Here is a 23,000-nt window from a genome sequence, read left to right as displayed (position 1 = left end):
ATTTCAGCAGGCTCGATGCGGAAGCCCCGGATCTTGACTTGCTGGTCATTGCGGCCCATGTAGTCCAGCACGCCGGGTTCGCGCCAGCGGCCTAGGTCGCCGGTGCGGTAGAGCATGTCGCCGTTCAGGTGAATGAAGCGCTCGTGGCTCAAGTCAGGGCGGTTCAGGTAGCCCAGCGCCACGCCGGCGCCACCAATGTAGATCTCGCCGCAAACGCCCATGGGCACGGGGCGTTGGTCTTCATCCAGCACATGGATGTGCGTGCCGGCAATGGCATGGCCGATGGGCACGGTGGCATCGGCATCACCCAGTAGCCGGATCTCATGGGCGGTGGCGAAGGTGGTGGTTTCGGTGGGGCCGTAGACGTGCAGCAGGTGGCGCGGCCGGCCGTGCTGCAGCACGTGGCGCACGGGCGCCGGGTCCAGGGTTTCACCGCCAAACAGCAGGTAGTTCAAGCGGGCAAAGGCCGGTGTCAGCGCGCGGGCATGCAGGCTGAACAGCGCCGTGGTCATGAACATGACCGAGACGCCGCGATCCATGAGCGTGTGGCACAAGGCAGGCGGGCTCAACACGGTGTCGGCGTCGATCACGACCAGGCAGGCGCCATTGAGCAGGGCGCCCCACACTTCAAATGTGGCCGCATCGAAGGCGGGGTTGCTGATGTGGGCCACACGGTCATGCGGGCCGATGTGCGCGTAGCCGTTGTCCACCGCCACGCGGGTGACGCCTCGATGCGGCACGACCACGCCCTTGGGCTGGCCGGTTGAGCCCGAGGTGTACATCACATAGGCGATGGACTCGGTGCTGACCTGCGGGGCCTTGGTTGCGGTGTGCTGGGGCGCGTGCTCTGCGGGGATGGGCGATGCGTCGAGCATGGCCATGTCGACCAGTTCGCAGCCCGTCAGCCAAGGTGCGGATGGCATCGCACTGCCGAGATGCAGCCTGGTGAGCACGAGGCGTGCGTCGCCATCACGCCGCATGAAATCCGCGCGTTCGTTGGGGGTGTCCGGGGCGATGGGCAGGTAATAGGCGCCGGCTTTCAGGGTGGCCAGCTGGGCCACGACCATGTCCAGGCTTCTGCCCATCCACAGCACGACAGGCTGGCCTGCTTGCAGGCCCAGGCTTTGCAGATGGCGTGAGAGTTGATCGGCGCGTGCGTCCAGCTCGGCATAACTGCACTGGCGTGCGCCGTCGATGATGGCGGTGGCCTGCGGTTGCAGGCGAGCCTGCTGCTCGAACAGCGCATGGATGGGCTGTTGATGCCGGCCTGTGAGGGCGGGGCCTTGGCCCGCCTGCTTCAGCTTCGCGTGCTCGGATGCGGGCAGCACGGGCAGTGAGGTCGCGGGCGTGTCCGGCGCGTGTTCAAGGGCTTCGGTGAGCGAGCCCAAGGCCTCGAGCATGAAGGCCAGCAGGCGCGCGGCCAGGGTGTCGGCCATGGGGATGCCCACGCTGGTTTGCGCTTGCAGCGTCAGGCGGAAGGCTTCACCCAGGTCGTCCACCGACAGGGCGAAGGGGTAGTTGGTCCGCTCCTGGCTGGAGATCAGCTCGATGCCCTGCAGGGCTTGGTCTTCTGCCGCTTGCTGGCCGCCGGCGCTGTGGCGGTAGTTCATCACGGCGGTGAACAACGGCAGCGTGCCGGGCACACCGGCGCAACCTTGCGCCAGGGTGAGCGGCGCCTGTTCATGGGCCAGGAGATCGAGCAGGCCGGTGTGCACCATTTGCACCAGCGACCGGGCGCTGGCACCGGCGAGCGGCACGCGCATGGGCAGGGTGTTGATGAACATGCCGATCATGCGGTCGGCCCCGGCGATGCCTTGCAGCCGGCCAGACAGGATGCTGCCGAACACCACATCCTGACGGTTGCTGCAGCGCGCGACCACAAGGCTCCAGGCTGCGTGCATGAGGGCCGCGGGGCTGATGCCGAGCAGGCTGGCCTGCGCCCTGATGCGCTTGTTCAGCGCGTCGGGGACGGCTTGCTGCGCCTCCTGAGGGGCGGTCTGTTGTGCGGCCTTGTGGTGGACGTCGGTGTACCCGAACAGGGCCGTTGGTTCGTCCACGTCCTGCAGCATGTCGGTGAAGAACTGGCGCGCGGCCGATGACGACGCCGACCGCTGCGCATGGGCGATGAAGCGCCGATAAGAGACAGGCCGGGGCAGGCTTGCCGCCATGCCGGCGAGATGGGCCTGCACCTCTTGCAGCACGATGTCTTGCGACACGTGGTCGCTGATGATGTGGTGGACCTGAATCGCCACGTAGCACGCCGTGCCCGATGTGGCCAGCGAGATCCGCATCAGGGGCGCCTGTTCCAGGTCCATGTGTTGCGGGCCGCTCAAGGCCTGTTGCAGGCGGGCCAGGGCGTCCTCACCGGGTGCCCGCGGCAACTCGTGTACGGGCAGGTCGGCATGGCGCCAGACCACCTGCACGGCGAGGCCTTGCTCCGGGTTGATGTCACGCAAGGCGCGCCAGACGATGGCCGTGCGCAGTGCGTCGTGCCGTGCGATCACGCCTTGCAAGGCCAGCAGCAGCGCGTCCAGGTGGGCGCGGCTGTCCAGTTTCAGGATGGAGGGCAGGATGTAGGGGTCATCCTGCCGGGCCGCCGGGTCTGCATCACCCGCATAGAGGTGATGGAACAGGATGCCTTCCTGCAAGGGGGCCAGCGGGTAGATGTCCTGGATGTTGGGGGCGCCACCCGGCACGGTGGCCACGATGCGATCGATCTGCGTGGGCGTGAGGGTACACAGGTCCAGCATGTCGGGCGTGATGCTGGGGGCGCCCGGTGGAATGAGGCTGTTTTCGCGCTCTGCCGGGGATGCGGGTGCGTCGGCCAGCGCTTGCAAGGCCGCCGACAGCTCGGCCAGGCGCGCATGTTCGAAGACTTTGCGCAAGGGCACCACCCAGCCAGCCTGGCGTAGGCGCTCGATCAACTGCATCACCAGCAGCGAATGGCCCCCCAGCGCGAAGAAGCTGTCTTGCCGGCCAATGCGGTGGTCGGCAGGCAGATGCAGCACCTCGGCCCAGATGCGGGCCAGCAACTGTTCGCGTTCGTTGATGGGCGCCTCGAATGCGTGGCTGGCCAGGGCCTCGACACCAGGTGCGGGTAGGGCACGTCTGTCCACCTTGCCATTGGGTGACAGGGGCAGTGCGGGCATCAGCACCAGGGCATGAGGCTGCATGTAGTCGGGCAGGCAGGCGGCCAGTTGCGCGCGGAGCTCGCGACGCATCTGCGCCGTGTCAATCTGGGGCGCATGGGGCACCACGTAGGCCACCAGTTGGGCGCCGCGCTGATCGTCGCCAGGGCCGTCGCTTGCCGGGCGCAAGGCCACCACGGCATCGCGCACACCGGGTGCCTGCACCAGGCGGGCCTCGATCTCACCCAGCTCGATGCGGAAGCCGCGCAGCTTGACCTGGTCGTCATTGCGGCCGAGGTGCTCGATGTCGCCGCGCGCCGTCCAGCGACCGAGGTCACCGGTTCGGTACAGGCGCTGGCCGGCTTGCGCTGGGTGGCTCGGGTCGGCGATGAAACGGGTGGCCGTCAACTCGGGCTGCCCGAGGTAGCCTCGGCCGACCTGGGCGCCGCCGATGTGGATCTCCCCGGTGACACCGATGGGAACTGGGCGCTGCTGGGCATCCAGGATGCGGATGGTGGTGCCGGCAAGTGGCCGGCCGATGCTGACCGCTTCGTGCGTGGCAGCATGGGCGACGCCGGCCTTGTAGCTGGCCGGCACTTCGGCCACGGTGGCCACCACGGTGGTCTCGGTGGGGCCGTAGCTGTTGATCAGCCTGGCGTGCTGGCCAAAGCGTGCTTGCCAGCGTTGCAAGGCGGCTGGTGAGGCGGCTTCCCCGCCAATGACCGCGAGCCGCCAGGGGGGCGCCACATCGAGGGTGCCAGGCTGCGTGGCCTGCAAGGGCTGCAACAGTTCTTCGTCGCTGGCGGTGGCCAGCACGCGCCAGTAGGCCGTCGGCAAGGGCAGCACCGTCAGGCGGTGTTGCACGCAGGCAGCCATGAAATGGCGCGGCGAGGCCAGCATCTCTTCATGGCGCAGGACCACGGTGGCACCGATGGCCAGCGGGGCAAAAATCTCTTCCACCGCCGCATCAAAGCTGATGGAGGCGAACTGCAGCACCCGGTCTTGCGCCACCAGGCCATAGGCTTGCACCGCGGCGCTCACATAGGCCGACAGGTTGCGGTGCTCGATCATCACGCCCTTGGGTTGCCCGGTGGAGCCGGAGGTGAAGATCACATAAGCCAGTTGCTCGCCCTGGGTCGGTCTCCGTGGCGGTGTGGGGGCGGCGTTGGCATCAAGCCCGCCCGGTTCGTGCGAGGCGATGTCGTGCACGGCCATCAGCTGCGTGCCCAAGGCGTGCTGCTGGACAAGGTCGGCCATGCGCGTTTGCGTGTGCAGATCGACCAGCATCCAGTGCGGGCGTGCCTGCGTCAACATCTGGCTCAGGCGCTGATCCGGATAGGCGGCGTCCAGGGGCAGGTAGGCGCCTCCGGCTTTGAGGATGGCCAGCAGCGCCACGATCAGCTCGGGGCTGCGCGCCATGCCGATGCCCACGAGCTGCTCGGAGCCCACGCCTGCGGCTTGCAGCTGCTTGGCCAACTGGGTGGCACGCTGATCCAGTTCGCGGTAGCTCAGCGTGGCGGTAGGCGCGGCCTCGGCGGTGCTGCTCACGGCCAGCGCATCGGGTTGCCGCCGGGCCATGGCGGCGATCTGCTCGTGAACGGGGGTGAAGGATGGCGCCAGGGGCGTCGCCTCCAGCAGTTGCTGCTCTTCAGCCGGGAGCATGTTGATGTGCGCCAGCGCCGTGCGGGTGCCGTGGCGGGCGTGCTTTTCCAGTGCGTCCACCAGCCCGTCGAGTGCGCAGGCCATGTAGGCAGGGATGCGCCAGGCCTGCGCCGGTGCTTGCACCTCCGCAGACAAGGTGAAGCCCTCGCCCGTGTCGTCCACCGACAGCGAGACGGGGTAGTGGCTGCGTTCCTCGCTGGCCAGCACCTCGATACCGTGCCAGTTTGCGCCGGCCGCCGCTGGTGCGCTGTGGCGGTAGTTGAGCATGGCGGTGAACAGCGGCGAGCCTGCGGGCACACCGCTGCAACGCAAGGCCAGGGACAAGGGGGTCTGCTCGAAGCGAACCAGGTCCAGCAACGCGTGGTGCACCTGCTGCAGGGCTTCGTGGACGGCCGCGGCTGCCGTCTCACGGGGCACCCGCATGGGCAAGGTGTTGACGAACAGGCCCGGCGTGCGTTGGGCGCCGGCGCGGGTCGCGGCATCGTTGAGCCGCCCGGACATGACACTGCCAAAGACCACATCATCCCGCGCGCTGCACCGGCCCACCACCAGTGCCCAGGCAAGATGGAACAGGGCAGCGGGGCTCACGCCGTGGGTCTGGGCCACCTGGCGCAGCCTGGTGGACAAGGTCTCGTCCAGGGGCTGGGTGTGCGCGGTGAACGCGGTGCCATGCCCTTGTGTATCGGTCAGGCCAAAGGGCGCGCTGCACTCCGTGAAGTCGCCGAGGCGGGACTGGAAGAAGGCTTGTGCGGCGGCATCGTCGCGTTGAGCGAGGCTGTGGGCCACGAAGGCCTTGAAGGAGGCGGGTGGCGGCAGCACCTCATGCTGGCCCGACACCTGTGCCGACATCTGTGCCGACACCCGCGCTGACATGAGCGTGGCCACTTCGGCCAGCACCACCTCCAGCGAGATGTGATCGCACACGATGTGGTGCAGCTGCAGCAACAGGTAACGCGGGCCTGCTTCATCCGATGGACACGGCCATTGCTGTACCTTCAACAGAGGGGCACGGCCAAGGTCCATGTGCAACCGGTCGACGGCCATGGCCGAGGTGAGCTGCTCGGTCATGTCGGCATGGTGCTCACCCGGCTGAACGTGTTCGACGCGCACCGGTGCGTGGCGCCAGACGATCTGCATGGCCTGGGGCAGACCATGCCAGGCGATGGCGGTGCGCAGCACTTCATGGCGGTCGACCACGGTTTGCAGTGCTTCAAGGAAGCGTGTCAGCGTGAGCGGGTCTTGCAGCTTCAGGGCCACGGGCAGGATGTAGGCGTCGCCGGCACCCGCGCTGAGCTGATGGTGGAACAGCATGCCTTCTTGCAAGGCGGTCAAGGGGTAGATGTCCTGCACATTGCCCGTGCCACCGGGGACGCTGGCGACCAGCGCATCGATCTGCGCCTGGCTCAGCGTGGCCAAGGGGAGCATGTCAGGCGTGATGCGTGTGCAGCCGCCTGGGATGGTGTGCAGCAACTCGGGCAGCAGGGTGTCGCCGGGTGAGCCTGTTGCCTGATCGGCCAAGGCGGCAGCCAGCTCGCGCAGGCTGTGCGCGGCGAACACCATGTGTACGCTGGCATGCAAGCCCACGTGGCCCAGAGCCTCGATCATCTGCATCACCAGCAGAGAGTGGCCACCCAGGTCGAAGAAGCTGTCATCGCGGCCGATGTGCTGGCGCTCCAGCAGCGTGGCCCATATCCTCGCCACGGCGGTTTCTATCGGGCCCTCGGGGGCTGCGAAGCCGGCGGTGATGTCCGTGGCATCAGCTGGCGCGGGCGGTGGCAGGGCCTGGCGGTCCAGCTTGCCATTGGGGGTCTGGGGCAGCGTGTCCAGCACGACGATGGCGGCGGGCAGCATGTGCTCGGGCAGCACGGCCTTGAGCTGCTGGCGAAGGGCATCTGGCGCCAGCGGTGCGCTGTCATGCTCGCGCTCAGGCTGCCCCTTGGCCACATAGGCCACCAGGCGCTTCTGGCCGGCGAGGTCTTCGCGGACCAGCGCGGCGGCTTCACGCACGCCCGGGCAGCGCAGCAACTGCCCTTCGATTTCACCCAGCTCGATGCGGAAGCCCCGCAGCTTGACCTGATCATCACAGCGGCCCTTGTAGTCCAGGCTGCCATCGGGTCGCCAGCAGGCCAGATCGCCTGTGCGGTACAGCCTTTCAGGCCAGCCGTGGGGCGCACCGGTGACGAAGCGCTCGGCAGTCAAGGCGTCTCGGTCGAGGTAACCGCGGGCGAGGCCGATGCCACCGATGTAGATTTCGCCGACGACGCCGATGCCCACAGGCTGCAAGGCCTCGTCCAGCACGTGCAGGCGGGCATTGCGCAAGGGGTGGCCGATGCTCACCGTGGCGGGTGTGCCGCCCACCTCGGTTGGCTGGTCGGGCAGGCTGCAGGCGTGCAGCGTGACGCACACCGAGGCCTCCGTGGGGCCATAGGCATTGACGACGCGCAGGCCGGCACGCAGGTAGGGCTCGATCACCGCAGTGGGGCAGGCTTCGCCGCCCACGATCAGGGTGCGCAGGCTGGCTGTGCCCATGCCCAGTGGGGCTGCGGCCAGTGCTGAAGGCGACAGCAAGGCGTGCGTGATGCCGCGCGTGTGCAAGGTGGCCTGCAGATTCGGGCCCGGCAGCAAGGCCTCTCGCGGTGCGAGGTGCAGGCTGGCGCCGGTGGTGAGCGCCATGATCCATTCCCAGGCGCAGGCGTCGAAGCTGGGGGAGGCAAACTGCAGCACCCGGCTGCGGGCGTTCAAGCCCAGCGAATCGGCGGACACCTGGGCCAGGTTGCACAGCCCGCGGTGGCTCACCATCACGCCCTTGGGCTTGCCGGTTGAACCCGAGGTGTAGATCACGTAGGCGAGGTCGTCTTCGCTCGGTCGAGATGCAGCCGCATCGCGCTGCGGCGTCGGGCGCCTTTGGGCGAGCAAGGTGGTGTCGTCCACCAGCAGCACCTGGGCGGCCTTGCCTGCATCCACGCCTTCCAGCAGGTGTTGCAGGCTGCGCTGTGTGACGATGAGCTGCGGCTGCGCGTCGGCCAGCATGTAGGCCAGGCGGGCGGCCGGGTAGGCTGGATCGAGCGGGAGGTAAGCAGCGCCTGACTTGAGCGTGGCCAGCACGGCCACGAATGCTTCAGGGCAGCGCTCCAGCAGGATGGCAACGAGCCCCTGCTGTGCAAGGCCCTGTGCTTGCAGCCGTGCTGCCATGGCGCTGGCCTGCGCATCGAGTTCGGCGTAGCTCAGCGTTGTGGCGTCGGCCACCAGGGCCGGCGCATCCGGGGTGCGCGCAACCTGGGCTTCGAACAGCTGCTCCAGCCGCACGGGCGGCCATGCTTGTGGGGGCGGGTTGAAGGCCTGCAACTGCGCCACCTGGGCTGGTGGCAACCAGGCCAGGGCGCGCCAGCTTGTGTTGGCGCGCTGGTCCGGCTGATCTGCTGGCGCGATGCCATCCAGCAGCGTCAGGAAGCTGTCCACCCAGCGCTGCACGGTGGCACGCTCGAACAGGGCAGTGGCGTATTCGATCGCGCCCACCAGCGCACCGCCTTCTTCACGCAGGCTGAGGTTGAGGTCAAACGGCGAGCCCAGGCGCGGGACATCGATGGTGCTGAGCGTGAGCTCACCCAGGGTGAGCGTGGTGTCTGGCGTGTTGAGCAGGTTCAGCGTGGTCTGGAAAACCGGGCTGTGGCTGAGGCTGCGTGTGGGGGCAATGGCGTCCACCACGCGGTCAAAGGGCAGCTCCTGGTGGGCCAGCGCGGCCAGTGCCTGGCTGCGCGCCCGGGCCAGAACGGCGCCCAGGCTGTCTTGTGGATGCAGTTGCACTCGCACGGCCAGCATGTTGATGAAGCAGCCCACCACGCCTTCCAGTTCGGGGCGCGTGCGGTTGGCCACCGGTGTGCCGATGACCACGTCGCTCTGGCCGCTCAGCCGCGACATGAGCATGGCCCATGCGGTGAGCAGCACCATGTAGAGCGTGGCATCGTGGTGGGCCGCCAGCGCTTGCAGCCTGGCCGTGATCGAGGCGGGCACCGTGAGGCTGATCAGGTCGCCGGCATGGTGTTGAACGGCGGGGCGAGGGTGGTCTGTCGGCAGGTCAAGCAGGGCCGGGGCGCCGGCCAGGGTGGCCTGCCAGAAAGCCAGTTGATCGGCCAGGAGCGCCTCGGCCTGCGTACCCTGTTGCCAGTGGGCGTAGTCCGCATACTGGAGGCTCAGGGGTGGCAGGCTGGCCGCTTCGTTGGCGATGGCCGCGGCATACAGCTGCGCCAGCTCGCGCGTCAACACGCCCAATGACCAGCCGTCCGCCACGATGTGGTGCAGGGCCAGAAGCAGGATGTGATCGGTGCCCGACACCTCGATGAGGCGAGCCCGCACCAGCGGCCCCCGAGCCAGATCGAATGGCGCCTGGATGGACTGGCCGTGTTCGTGCAGCAGGTGGGCCAGATCGGGGGCTTCTGGCCCGGCCTGGACCTGCTCGATGTGCAAGCCGGAAGGTGGGGCGATGTGCTGAACTGGTACGCCGTTGACCATGTTGAAGCGGGCACGCAGTGCCTCGTGGCGCGCCAGCAAGGCGTCCAGGCTGGTTTGCAGGGCCACTTGTTGCGCGGCGCCCCATGGCCCCTGCATGCGCAGCGCCAGCGGCAGCACATAGGCCGCTGCCGCACCGGGGAACTGGTCCAGGAACCACATGCGCTGTTGTGACCAGGACAACGGCATGGTGGTGCTTCTGGGCGCAGGCAGGATCGCCGATGCCGGGCTGCCCGGATCGGCTGGGCTGGCAGGTGCGAGGGGCTGGGCGTCCAGCCAGCTGGCCATGGCGGCCAGGGTCGGCCCGTCGAACACTTGCCGCAGTGGCATGACCACACCAAAGTGCTGGCGCATGCGGGCCACCAGTTGCACCGTGCGCAGCGAGTGGCCACCCAGTTCAAAGAAGTGGGCCTGCCTGCCGAGCTGGCCATCATGCGGCAGGGCCAGCACGTCCACCCACAGGGCACGCAGGCGGCTTTCCGTCGGGCTCAGCGGGCTCGCGTCCTGATCGGCGTGAGCATACCTGGCCCGGGGCAGGGCCTGGCGATCGACCTTGCCATGGGGTGTGAGCGGCCAGTTGCGCAAGGGCATGATGGCGGCCGGCACCATGTAGGCGGGCAGTTCGGCCTGCAGCGTTGCACGCAGGGCCGATGGATCGGGCAGGGGCGAACCAGGCGGTGCGGTGACGTAGGCCACCAGTTGTGCGTCAGCGGTGGCGCCGTGGGGCGCATGGGGCGTGTGCGGGAGCAGCAGGACCAGGCTTTCGTGCACGCCGGCGCATTGCGTCAGGCGCGACTCGATTTCGCCCAGTTCGATGCGGAAGCCGCGCAGCTTGACTTGATGGTCCAGACGGCCCATGAATTCCAGCTGGCCGTCCGGGCGCCAGCGGCCCAGGTCACCGGTTCGGTAAACGCGTTGGCCACCCAGGGCGGGCACATGGACGAAGCGGTCCGCATTCAGTTCGTCACGGCGCAGGTAGCCCAGGGCGACACCTTCGCCGCCGATGCAGATCTCGCCGGCCACACCGATCGGCAGGGGCTGCAGGGCCTGGTCCAGCACATGGACCTGGGTGTTGGCGATGGGTTGGCCGATGGGCACCGTGGCCGCGTGCCCGGCGGCATCGGCCTCAGCTTGCCAGCGGTACATGGTGGCGCAGACCGTGGCCTCGCTGGGCCCATAGGCATTGATGAAGCGGCGGCCGGGTGCCCAACGCCGGGCCAGGGCCGGTGGGCAGGCTTCGCCGGCCACGATCACGGTTTGAAGGTCAGGCAACGGGGGGCCGGCGTCCATCGCGTCCAGGGCAACGGGCGGCAAGGTCACGTGGCTGATGGCCTGTTGACGCAGCAGTGCCTGCAGTGGCTCGCCTGGCATGAGCTCATCCTGGGTGGCCAGGTGCAGCGTGGCGCCATGCGTGAGCGCCATCACCCACTCCCAGGCGCAGGCATCGAAGCCATAGGCCGCAAACTGCAGCACCCGGTGCCCGGGGCCCAGTTGCAGGGCCTGGCCTTGTGCAGCCGACAGGTTGCACAGCCCCCGATGCGTGACCATGACCCCTTTGGGGCGGCCGGTGGAACCGGATGTGTAGACGACGTAGGCAAGGTGATCAGGGCCGGGCCGTGGGCGCGCGCTCAAGCCCGTGCCGCCATGGCTGATGCGCCCGTCATCCAACTCGGGCGCATCCACCCAGAGTGTGGGCCAGGGTGTCGGGACACCATGCCCGATGGCTTGATCGAGGCACGGCGCCAGGCCACGTTGGCTGATCACGAGGCCGGGCTGGGCGTCCTCCAGCATCAGGCCAATGCGTGAGGCGGGGTAGCCGGGGTCGATGGCCAGGTAGGCCGTGCCCGCTTTCAGCACGGCCAGCTTGGCGATGAAGGCGTCCAGACTGCGTGGCAGCAGCAGGGCGACCACGACAGGGCCCGAGGGGCGCATCGCATCCAGCGCGGGCCGCAGCCTGCCTGCCAGCTCATCGGCTCGCGCGTTGAGCTGTGCATAGCTCAGGCAATCAGCGCCCATGCGCATGGCGGGGGCGTCTGGCGTGCGCGCGGCCTGCTCCTCGAAGAGCTCGTGGATCAGCGCCTGGTCACGGTAAGGCGAGGGCGGTGGGTTGAAGGCCTGCAGTTGCCGTTGTTCGGGCTCGGGCAGCAAGGGCCAGCTGGATGCGGGGCGGTCGTCGTGCGCCAGCGCGTCGCACAGGGCTTGCAGGGCGGTGAGCACGTAGGCGCTCAGGCGGTGCGGCTGCACGCCATCCAGCGCACCGTGGCTGCTGGGTGTGCGCGTCTGGGTGCTGAGCATGAAGCCCTCGCCCAGGTCGTCCACCAGCAAGGCAAAGGGGTAGTTGCTGCGCTCCTGGCTGTGCAGCAGGGTCATGCCACCCAGGCGCGGGGCCAACACCTCGGGCACGGTATGACGGTAGTTCAGCACCGCGCTGAACAGGGGCGTGCCCGCAGGCAGGGCCGTGCTGCGCAACGCGTCAACAAGCGGTGCCTGCTCGTGAGGCAGGAGTGCCAGCAATTGGCGGTGCAAGGCGCGCACCAGGGCCGTCGCAGCGTGGTGCTCGCCCAGTTGGACGCGCACGGGCAGGGTGTTGATGAACAGGCCCATGGCGCGGTCCACCCCGGCCACGTTTGTGTCACCAGCGGCGTGCAGCCCTTGCAGCCGGCCGGACAGCACCGTGCCGAAGGCCACGTCCTGGCGGCCACTGCAGGCACCGAGCACACGGGCCCAGGCCGCATGAAACAGCGCGGCAGGCGTCACGCCCAGGTGTCTGGCCTGGGTGCGCAGCGTTCGAGCCAGGCTGGTTTCCAGGGCCGTGCGGTGTTCTGCCACACGGTGCTGCTCGTCTTGTGCCGGGCTGGGGGTCAGGCCAGGGTTCAGTCCGAAAGGCAGGGTGGGTTCGTCGATGTCGCCCAGCGTGTCACGGAAGTGCTGGCGGGCGGCAGCATCGGCCTGCAAGGCCCGCGCTTGGGCGACGAAGCCCCGGTAAGGCACGGGCGGTGGCAGCGTGGCAGCGGCTTGCTGCATCGGGCGCTCGGCATCGGCCAGCAAGGTTTGCAGCTCTTGCAGCAGCACCTCTTGAGACACGTGGTCGCACACCAGGTGGTGCATCTGCACGATGATGCGCCAGCCTGGCTCGCCTTGCGCATCAGCCGGCTCGCTGGCGTTCAGGTGCGCACAGCTGGGCGGCAAGGGCGCGTGCGGCGGGACGATCAAGGCGCGGCCCAGCGGCGCGCGGTCCAGTGGCAGCAGGCCAGGGTCTGCCGAAGAGGACAGCACCGGCAGCCGGGCTGTGCGCCAGACCACTTGCATGGGCTGGGGCAGGCCTTGCCACAAGATGGCGGTGCGCAGCACGTCGTGCCGTTCGACCAGGACCTGCAGCGCTTCGGTGAAACGATCCAGGTGGGCGCGGCTGCTGGCAGCAAAGACCATCGGCAGCAGGTAATCGTCGCGGGCAGGGGCCTGGGCGCCACGCGCCTCGCCATCCATCAAACGGTGAAACAGCAGCCCTTCCTGCAGGGGGGCCAGAGGGTAGATGTCTTGCACCTGCGCGGCACCACCCGGTACGGCCGCGACGATGGTGTCGATGTGCGAGGGCGTGATCCCCGCGTCGCGTGCCAGCGGCACCATGTCCGGTGTGATGCGCTCACAGGCGGGGGGGATCTGGCTGTGCGACCACGCATCACGCGCATCTTGGGGGCGTGCGGGCGTGGCGTTGCGTGCGAGGTCCGCCAGGCTGTGGGCCAGCAGCACGTCGCGCACTTGCACGACCCAGCCGTGTTGCCGCAGGCGTTCTGCCATCTGCACCACCAGCAGCGAATGGCCGCCCAGGTCGAAGAAGCGGTCATGGCGGCTGATGCGGGCCATGCCCAGCAGAGATGACCAGATCGCGGCCAGGGCTTGTTCGACGGCGCCCACGGGCGCCTCGAAGCCTGCTCCAGCGCTGTGGGCCTCGCTGCGTGACAGTGCGTCCTGATGGGCGTGCCCTGCGTCCGAAGACAGGTGCAGAGCCAAGGCCTTGCGGTCCACCTTGCCACTGGTGCCCAGGGGCAAACTGTCCAGCACGATGATGGACGAGGGCAGCATGTGCTCGGGCAGCGTGTGCTGGAGTTGGGCCTTCAGGCTGTGGGCATCAGGCGCGGTGCCCGGGCCAGCGGCATGCAGCGCCACAAAGGCGACCAGACGCTGGTGGCCGCGTGCACCCTTGTCGGCCAGCACGGCGGCCGCCTGCACGCCGGCCAAGGCGCGCAAGCTGGCTTCGATTTCGCCCAGTTCAATGCGGAAGCCGCGTACCTTGACTTGCTGGTCATTGCGCCCGAGGTAGTCGATGCGGCCGTCTGCGCGCCAGCGGCCCAGATCCCCTGTGCGGTAGAGCCGGGCGTTGGCCTCGGGTGCTTCGGCATCCGGCACGAACCGTTCAGCGGTGAGCTCCGGGCGATGGAGGTAGCCTCGCGCCACGCCCATGCCACCGATGCAGATCTCGCCGGGCACGCCGGGCGGCACGGGGCGCATGTGTTCATCGAGGATGTGCACCCGTGTGCCGGGCAGCGGGCGGCCGATGGACAGGGCCGATGGGCCGTCCTCGGGCTGATCGGCGCCTTGAGCGAGCACATCCAGGCTCACGCACACGGAGGCCTCCGTTGGCCCATACGCATTGATGAAGCGGGGCAGGCCCGCATATTGGCTTGCCAATTCGGCGGGGCAAACGTCGCCGCCTGCGATCAACGTTTGCAGGCTGGCCGCGGCGTCACCCAAAGGCCAGGCGCTCAGCACGGCCGGCGACAGCAGCACGTGCGTGATGGCCAGGCGGCGCAGGGTCTGCTGCAAGGGCGTGCCGGGCAGCAAGTCGGCCTGGTCGGCCAGGTGCAGGCTGGCGCCCGAGCCCAGTGCCATCAGCCATTCCCACACCGAGGCGTCGAAGCTGAAGGATGCGTACTGCAGCACACGTGCCTGCTCGTGCAGACCCAGCGGCGCCAGCGAGGCGCGCAGCAGGTTGCAGGCGCCGCGGTGCTCGATCATCACGCCCTTGGGCTGGCCGGTGGAGCCAGAGGTGTAGATCACATAAGCCAGGTGCGTCGGCAGGACGCCTGTCTCCTCGGCCCGCAGCGGATGGGCCTCTTGCCGGGTCAGCGCCTGTCGGGTGTGCACGTCGTCGAGGTTGACGATGCGGCTGGTGCCGGCCTGATCGTGGGCATTGGTCAGAACCTCGGCCAAGGCGACGGTGCCTTCGCTGAGCAACAGCACGGCGGGGCGCGCATCGGCCAGCATGTAGCGGATGCGGTCCGGCGGATAGTTCGGATCGATGGGCAGGTAGGCGCCACCGGCCTTGAGGGTGGCCAGCAAGCCGATGACCATGGCGGGGCCGCGTTCCACGGCAATGGCCACCAGGCTGTCGGGCTTCACGCCTTGCGCACGCAGATGGCGTGCCAGGCGGTTGGCTTGGGCCTCCAGCTCGCCATAGCACCAGTGCTGCTCGCCATGGGTCATGGCCAGGGCCTGAGGGCGACGGTGTGCCTGCGCTTCGAACCAGGCATGGGCCAGGCCGGGTGTGGGGCCTTGCAGCGGCGCATGCGGATCGTCTGTCGCCCGCCCTTGCGACCATTGGCGCAACTGCTCGCGCATGGCGTTGGGCAGGATGTCCAGTTCGTCCGCGTACACGGCGTAATGCGTTCCTTCCAGCGCATTCAACAGCACCTCGATGGCGTGTGCCAGGCAGGTGTTGATGTGCATCGCACTGGCCGGTGAACGGGCCTGTGTGCTCAGGCTGAGGCCGCCTTGGGCATAGTCGTCAACTGATACGGTGAGCGGGTAGTTGGTGCGCTCCTGGCTGGCGATCACGCGCATGCCGTCGAGCGCGGCCAGGCCCTCCGTCTCGCCGCTGCTGTGCCGGTAGTTGAGCACCGCGCTGAACAAGGGCTGCTCAGGCGGCAGGCCGCTGCAACGTTGCGCCAGCGCGAGCGAGGCGTGTTCATGCGTCACCAGTTCAAGCAGGTCCGCGTGGGTGTGGCGCACCAGCGTGGGCAAGTCCTGGTCGACCAGGTCCACGCGCACGGGCAAGGTGTTCACGAACAGGCCCAGCGCGTGGGCCGCGGGGCCCGCTTGCAGGCGGCCAGACAGCACGGTGCCAAACACCACGCTGCCGTTTTGCGCACGGCTGCCAGGGGTGCAGCGTGCCACGACCAGCGACCAGGCCACATGCACCAGCGCGGCCACACTCACGCCCAATGAGCGTGCCTGCTGGCGCAAGCGGCTCACGCTGGCCGGCGCCAGTGGCTGGCGCGCTTCGTTGAAGCCCGTGCCATCACCATGCACGTCGGCCAGGTCAAACGGGGTGCAGGGCTCGTCCACATCGGCCAGGCGGCGGCGGAAGTACGCCTGGGCTGTAGCCTCGCGCGAGCCGGATCGGGACCGGGCCACCAAGGTGCTGTAGCTGGCGGCGGCCGGCAAGCTGTGGGCCTGGCCCGCCATGCAGGTGGCCACCTCGCGCAGCACCAGCTCCAGCGAGACGTGGTCGCACACACTGTGGTGCACGCTGAGCAGCAGGAGGCAGGGCCCTTGGGCGTCCGGGCCGTCGGCGTGCCACTGGGCCGGTGCGGCTTGCAGGCGCAGCAAGGGTGCCCTGCTCAGGTCGATGCGCGCCGAAGCCGGGTCCATCAGGGCTTGCATCTGTTCGGCCACACTGCGGCCACATTGCGCCGGCGGTTGAATCGGGGCCTGCGCCAGCAGCAGTGGCGCCTCACGCCAGACCACTTGCACGGGCTCGGGCAGGTCGGACCAGGCCAGTGCCGTGCGCAAGGCATCGTGCCGGGCCACCACCTGCCTCAGCGCATCGGTGAAGACCGCCAGGCGCGCTGGCGATTCGAAATCCAGCAGCAAGGGCAGGACATAAGCGTCGCCCGCCTGCGGATGCAGCAGGCGGTGAAACAGCATGCCCTGCTGAACCGGTGTCAGCGGGTAGACCTGCTGCACATTGGCCGCGCCACCAGGCACCTGCTGGACCAAGGTGTCGATGGTGGCTTGATCCCATGACAGCAAGGGCTCCAGGTGAGCTGGCGTGATGTGGGTGCAGCCTGGCGGGATGTGGGGGAGCACCGCGGGCTCATCTTCAGGGCTTGGTGCCGTGATGCACTCGGCCAGGTCGGCCAGATCGCGCGCGGCAAAGATGCGGCGCACATCGACCTCCAGCTGCATGGCGCGCAGCTGGTCCATCATCTGCACCACCAGCAAGGAATGCCCGCCCAGGTCGAAGAAATTGTCGTGCCGGTGGACGTGCGGTGTGTGCAGCAAACTGGCCCAGATCGCCGCCAGTGCGGTCTCCACCGGGCCTTGAGGCGCACCGGCCTCAGCGCGTGGTGCCTCTTGCACGGTAGGCAAACGGGCCCGGTCGAGTTTGCCGTTGGGGCTCAGCGGCAGGGCATCCAGCACGGTCACGCTCGCAGGCAGCATGAACTCGGGCAGATCCGCCCGCAGGCCCTGGCGGATGGTGCGCGCGTCCATGGCCTCTGGCCCGGTGACGTAGGCCAACAGACGTGCTGGGCTGGCATCTTCGTCCAGCAGGACCACGGCCTCGCGCACCCCTGGCTGCTTCATCAGGGCGGCCTGGATTTCACCCAGTTCGATGCGCATGCCGCGCAGCTTGATCTGGTGGTCATTGCGGCCCAGGTAGTCGATGCGGCCGTCTTCGCGCCAGCGGCCCAGGTCACCGGTTCGGTACAGGCGGCCACCGGGCTCGCCGAAGGGATCGGGCACGAAGCGTTCAGCCGTGAGTGCGGGGCGGTGCAGATAACCCAGCGCCACGCCGGCACCACCAATGTAGATTTCACCCGCGATGCCCAGGCCCGCAGGCCGCATGTGGGCATCCAGGATGTAGACCTGTGCGTGCGGCAAGGGCTGCCCAATCGGCACAGGGCCGCTGTCATCCGGCAGGCACTCGTAGCTGGTGGCGCACACGGTGGCTTCGGTGGGCCCGTACAGGTTGACCAGGCTGCGGCCTTGCTGCGGGTCAGCCCATAGGCGCGCCAGCCCCGGCGGGCAGGCTTCGCCACCCACGCACAGCACTCGCAGGGCACTCAGGCCTTCATGCGTGGGCATCATGCTGACGGCCACGGGTGGCAAAAGCGCGTGGGTGATGCGCTCGTCGCGCAGGGTGTCGTACAGCGCCTGGCCTGGCAGCAGGGCCTCACGCTCGGCCATGACCAGGCAGGCACCGGCACCCCAGGCCAGCAGGCATTCCCAGATGCTGGCGTCGAAGCTGATGGAGGCGAATTGCAGCACCCGGCTGTGGGCGGCAGCCTCCAGATCGGTTTGCTGAACGGTGGCCAGATTGGCCAGGTTGGCGTGGCTGACTAGCACCCCCTTGGGCGTGCCGGTGGAGCCCGAGGTGTAGATCGCGTACGCCGGGTCTTCGCCGGCCAGCGCCAGCGTATCCAGGTCACCAGGCGGCTGGCCTGACCACAGGGCCCGACTGGCGTCCATGTCGAGCACGGGCACCTCGCCAGACCAGGCCTCGGTGTGCAGCCCCTGTGCAGTGAGGATCAGGCGCATGCGGCTGTCAGCCACCATGTGCGCCAGGCGCTGGCGGGGGTAGACAGGGTCCAGCGGCACATAGGCGGCGCCGACCTTCAGGATGGCCAGCAGGCCGATCAGCAGCGCCGGGCTGCGCGGCATGCACAAGCCGACCAGGTCACCTCGCCCCAGGCCCTGTTGTTGAAGCAGATGGGCCCATTGATTGGCCTGCTGGTTGAGCTCGGCGTAGCTCAGCTGCTGTGCACCCATGCTGATGGCCGGCGTATCGGGCCTGATCCGGGCCTGCTCCTCGACCAGTTGGTGCACGAGGATCTGACGCGGCGCTGGCGCCTGGCAGTTGTTGAACGCACCAAGCACCTGGGCGCTTTCTTCCGCGGGCAGGGCGCTGAGCTTGTTCATCAGGGTTTGCGGCGTGCGCTCGAGCGCGCGCGCCAGCACGTCCAGGGCCTGTGTCATCCAGCGGTTGCAGCGCGCGGCGAGTTCATCGCGCCCGGTCGACGCGTGTGCACTGGCCTGCGCGCGCAACACGAAGTCGCCTCCCAGGTCGTCCACCGACATGACCAACGGGTAGTTGCTGCGCTCCTGTGCTGACAACACCACCATGCCGGGCGCGAGTTCGGCATCGGCCTCCAGGATGCCTTGCGCCTGTGGGTGCCGCACATTGAGCACGGAGGTGAACAAGGGGGTGCCCGCCGGCATGGCGCTGCAACGCTGGGCCAGCGCCAGTGGTGCGTGATCGTGTGCGAGCAGCGCCAGCAGTTCTGCCTGGGTCTCGGCCGCCCGTTGCGCCACGGCCTTGCCTGCCAGCTTCATGCGAAGCGGCAAGGTGTTGATGAAGGCGCCCACGGTGTGCGCGGAGCCCTGCCCATGCACGCGGCCACTGAGCACGGTGCCAAAGACCACATCGTCGCGCCCGCTGGCCTGTGCCACAACCATGCCCCAGGCCAGATGCAGCAGCGCGGCTGGTACCACGCCGTGCTGCCGTGCTTGCTGCACGATGCGCTGGCTCAACTCGTCGGGCAAGCGTGCCACGTGCTCGACGACATCACTGCCATCACCATGCACGTCCATCAAACCAAAGGGTGAGGTGGGCTCGCTCACGTCGGCGAGCCTGGCCTGGAAGAAGGGTTCATCGCGCCCGCTGGCGCTCAGTGCGCGTGTGCGGGCCACGAAATCCCGATAGGGTGCCGCCGTCGGCAAGGCACTGGCTTCGTCGCGCACCAAGGCCCGCAACTCGTCGCGCACAACTTGCAGGGACTGGTTGTCGTCCACCAGATGGTGCAGGTAGATGATGGCGTACGTGCTGTGCCCGGCGCCTTGCGTGCCGGGCAGTGCTGCCAGCTCCAGCCTGAGCAGCGGCGCCTGGCTCAGGTCCATGTGCAGCTGCTGCGGTGCCATGCGCGCTTGCAATTGCGCAAGCACATCGCTGGTGGGCGTCAGCGCCACGGCTTGTACGGGCAAGGCCACTTCGCGCATCACCACCTGCACCGCTTGTGGCAAGCCTTGCCAGACCACGGCGGTGCGAAGCGCGTCGTGCCGCCCCAGTATGCGCTGCAGTGCCGCGAGCAGGGCCTGTTGTTGTGCCGGGCCTTCCAGCCGCAGCAGCATGGGCATCACGTAAGGGTCGCCGCGCAAAGGCCGGCCGTTCTGATCACGTGCCAGGCTCGCGTGGTGGAACAGCATGCCTTCCTGCAGTGGGGCCAGGGGGTAGATGTCCTGGATGCGGCTGGCATCGCCACCCACGGCCGCCACGATGTGGTCGATGGCGCCCTGGCTCAGCTCGATGAGTGGCAGCATGTCCGGCGTGATGCGTGTACACCCCGGCGGGATGCTGGATGCCGGCCAGACCTGCGTGGATTCAGGCGCCTGCTGCCCACGTTCACTCAAGGCTTGGGCGAACCGGGCCAGCGTGGGCGCTTCAAACACCAGGCGCATGTCGGCCTGCCAACCCATGGTGCGCAGTTGCTCGCTCAAGCGGATGGCCAGCAGCGAGTGCCCGCCCAGGTCGAAGAAGTTGTCGTGCCGGCCCAGGGTTTCGACGCCCAGCAGCGCCCGCCATGCGGTCGCCACGGCTTCTTCCAGTGCACCTTGTGGCGCTTCGAATGTCGCATGGGCCAGGTCGGCATCCGTGGGGACCGGCAGGGCCTTGCGGTCCAGCTTGCCATTGGCATTGAGCGGCAGGGCGGGCAGCTGCACCAGGGCGCTGGGCACCATGTGGGCAGGCAGGGTGGCGCGCAGTGTGGCTCGCAGGCTGGGTATCAGCTCTTGGTGCTGCGTGCCTGCCTGGGGCACGACGTAGGCCACCAGGCGCTGCTCACCCGGTGTGCCATCGGCTGCGGCGGTGTGAGCCACCACCACCGCATCACTGACGCCAGGGTGCTTGAGCAGATGGTGCTCGATCTCGCCAAGCTCCACGCGCTGGCCGCGTATCTTGACCTGGTGGTCTGCACGCCCCAGGTAGTCGATGGCCCCATCCTCGCGCCAGCAGCCGATGTCGCCGGTCTTGTACAGGCGGCTGCCCTGGGCGTCGGGCGCCGATGGCCCGGTCAATGAATTGGCCCAGGGATCAGGGATGAACCGCGCTTGCGTCAGCTCGGGCTGCCCCAGATAGCCGCGCGCCACACCCACACCGCCGATGTGGATCTCCCCCGGCACCCCGATGGGCACGACTTGCCCCAGGTCGTCCAGGATGTGGATGCGGATGTTGTCGATGGGCTTGCCGATGGGCACACGCGGCACGCGGGGCACCAGTTGATCAGGACGCGGCGCAGGCGCAGGGCGGCATGGCCACGCCGTGACGTCGATGGCCGCTTCCGTGGGGCCATACAGGTTGTGGAGCTGTGTGCCGGGCCAGCGCGACAGCACCTCCTGCTGCAGGGCCCAGGGCAGAGCCTCACCGCTGCAGATCACGCGGCGCAGGCCGGTACAGCGGGCCGCAGCCGGGTCGGCCAGAAAAACCTGCAGCATCGAGGGCACGAAGTGCACGGTGGTGACTCCACTGCTTTCGATCACGTGCGCGATGTAGGCCGGGTCCTGGTGCCCGTCGGGCCTGGCCATGATCAGCCTGGCACCTGTGGTCAAGGGCCAGAAGAACTCCCAGACCGACACGTCAAAGCCATAGGGGGTCTTCTGGAGCACGCTGTCGTCGGCTTCCAGCCCATAGGCCTTTTGCATCCACACCAGCCGGTTGACGACGGCACGGTGTTCGTTCATCACGCCCTTGGGGCGCCCTGTGGAGCCCGAGGTGAAGATGACATAGGCCAGGCTGCGTGCGCTAAATGCATCGCTTGCCGCGGGGTAAGCCTGTGGCAACGCTTCGGTGGTTGCATCGGGCTTTGCCGGTGGCAGCACCATGATCGGGTAGCCACAATCAGGCAGGGCTGACAGGCAGGCCTCCTGCACCAGCACCATGCTGGGCGAGACTTCATCGAGCAACTCGGCCTGGCGTGCCTGGGGGTGATCCGGGTCCAGCGGCACGTAGGCGGCACCGGCCTTGAGCACGCCCAGCAAGGCCACCACCAGCTCGGTGCTGCGCCCCATGACGATGGCCACCAGGCTGTTGGCTTGCACACATCCTTGCTGCAACTGGCAGGCCAGTTGATTGGCGCGGGCATCCAGGTCGGCGTAGCTGAGTTGCGCGCCATCGCACACCAGCGCGATGCGATCGGGATGCCGGGCCACGCAGCGCTCGAACAGCGTGTGGATGGCCACATCATCCTCAAACGGCACGCTGGTGTCGTTGAAGCGCTGCAGCAAATGGGCCTCGGCCTGCGGGATGAGTGGCAGCCTGGCGACCGGGCCCTGGAAGCCGTCGAGCACGGCCAGGCAGGCTGTCTCCAGCCGCCCGATCAAGCGTTGTACTTCGCCTTCATCCAGGTGCGCCCGGTTGAAGACGAACTCCAGCAGCAGGCCTTCATCACGGTGGTAGTCCTTGGCCGCGATGGCCAGGGGTGTTGGCTCATGGCCGTTGTGCAGCGTCCAGAAGCGCGGGCGCGCAGGGCCCATGCTCACATCTGCATCGAAGGCCTCGAAAGAGAAGCTCACATCGAAGATCTGCCGCCGGCCCGTGGCGCCGAGTTGCACCGCGCGGTTGATGTCGGCGATGGGCAGGCGCTGGTGGCGCAGGCAGCGCCGCAGCTCATCGGCCACGGCCTGCATCTGCGCGGTGAAGTCCCGCTGCAGGTCCACCGGCACGCCGATGGGGTTCATCGACGCGAACATGCCGATGGTCTGGCGCTGGCGCGGCGTGGTGCGGTTGTGCACGGGCACGCCGATGACGATCTCGTCGACCGCGTGCATGCGCGACAGGCCCGTGTGGATCAGGGCCAGCAGGAAGTGCGAAACGGTGAACCCGCGTGCGGCCGCATGGGCCGTCACCTGGTCGTACAGGGCGCGGGGCAGTTGCCATACCTGTTTGCCGCTGCCGGGGGCTTCGCCAGACGCCTGGGCATGGCGCGCCGGCAGCAGCGCCGGGGGCAGCACGGCATAGCGTTGGCGCCAGAAGGCCAGATCCTTGTCGTGGCGGGCAGAGGTGCGGTAGGCCTGCTCTGCCGGTAGCAGCTCGGTGTAGGACGGTGCCTCATGCCCAGCCAGCGACTGGCCGGCCAGCAGCCGGTTGTAGGCCTCCACCATGGCTTGCCCCGCCATGGGCACACCGTAGCCGTCGATGACCAGATGGTGGTAGCGGTGCATCCAGAGATAACCCGCCTCGGCATAACGCACCACCAGCATGTCCCAGGGCGGGATGCCGGCGTGCAAAGGGGCGGGGCTGCTGAATGTGCGCTGCACCAAGGCGAGTGCACGGTCGCGGTCTGGTTGGCCAGGCTCGGCGGCCATGGCGGCCACAGGCTGTTCGCGCAGGTCCACCACGGGCATGTGCACGGCCACGGTGTCGAGCACGCACCACTGAGGCTGCCCCTGGGATGCCGGTGAGCCCGCGTCCGCCGGCGCAAGCGCGAGCCGCAAGGCATCGTGGCACTGGGCAACGTGCTCGATCGCGCGCTTGAGGATCGCCACATCCAATGGGCCCTGGATGTCCACGCACATGCCGATCTGGTAGCAGGGCAGGCCGGCGTTCACCATCTGATCCAGCCAGATCACGCCTTGTGCAGCAGACAAGGGGATCAAGGCGGGCAAGGCACGTCCAACTTGCTCGAAGGAATCGACAACAGAACCATCCAT

Annotated in this window: 1 protein-coding gene (only partly in view); it reads right to left on the bottom strand. The window is 68.2% G+C overall.

The genetic code is table 11. The features are described 5' to 3' along the window. Positions 1 to 23,000, bottom strand: partial view of a non-ribosomal peptide synthetase gene (locus JY96_RS06295; RefSeq protein WP_035035891.1) — the 5' portion only. The gene continues 5,632 nt to the left of window position 1, outside the view; 23,000 of the gene's 28,632 nt are visible here — the first part of the coding sequence; the start codon lies at positions 22,998 to 23,000; its stop codon lies off the left edge, out of view.

Source organism: Aquabacterium sp. NJ1, from assembly GCF_000768065.1.
GTDB lineage: Bacteria > Pseudomonadota > Gammaproteobacteria > Burkholderiales > Burkholderiaceae_C > Aquabacterium.
Note: the sequence above shows the minus strand (reverse complement) of the source record. Positions and strands in the feature narration are given on the sequence as shown.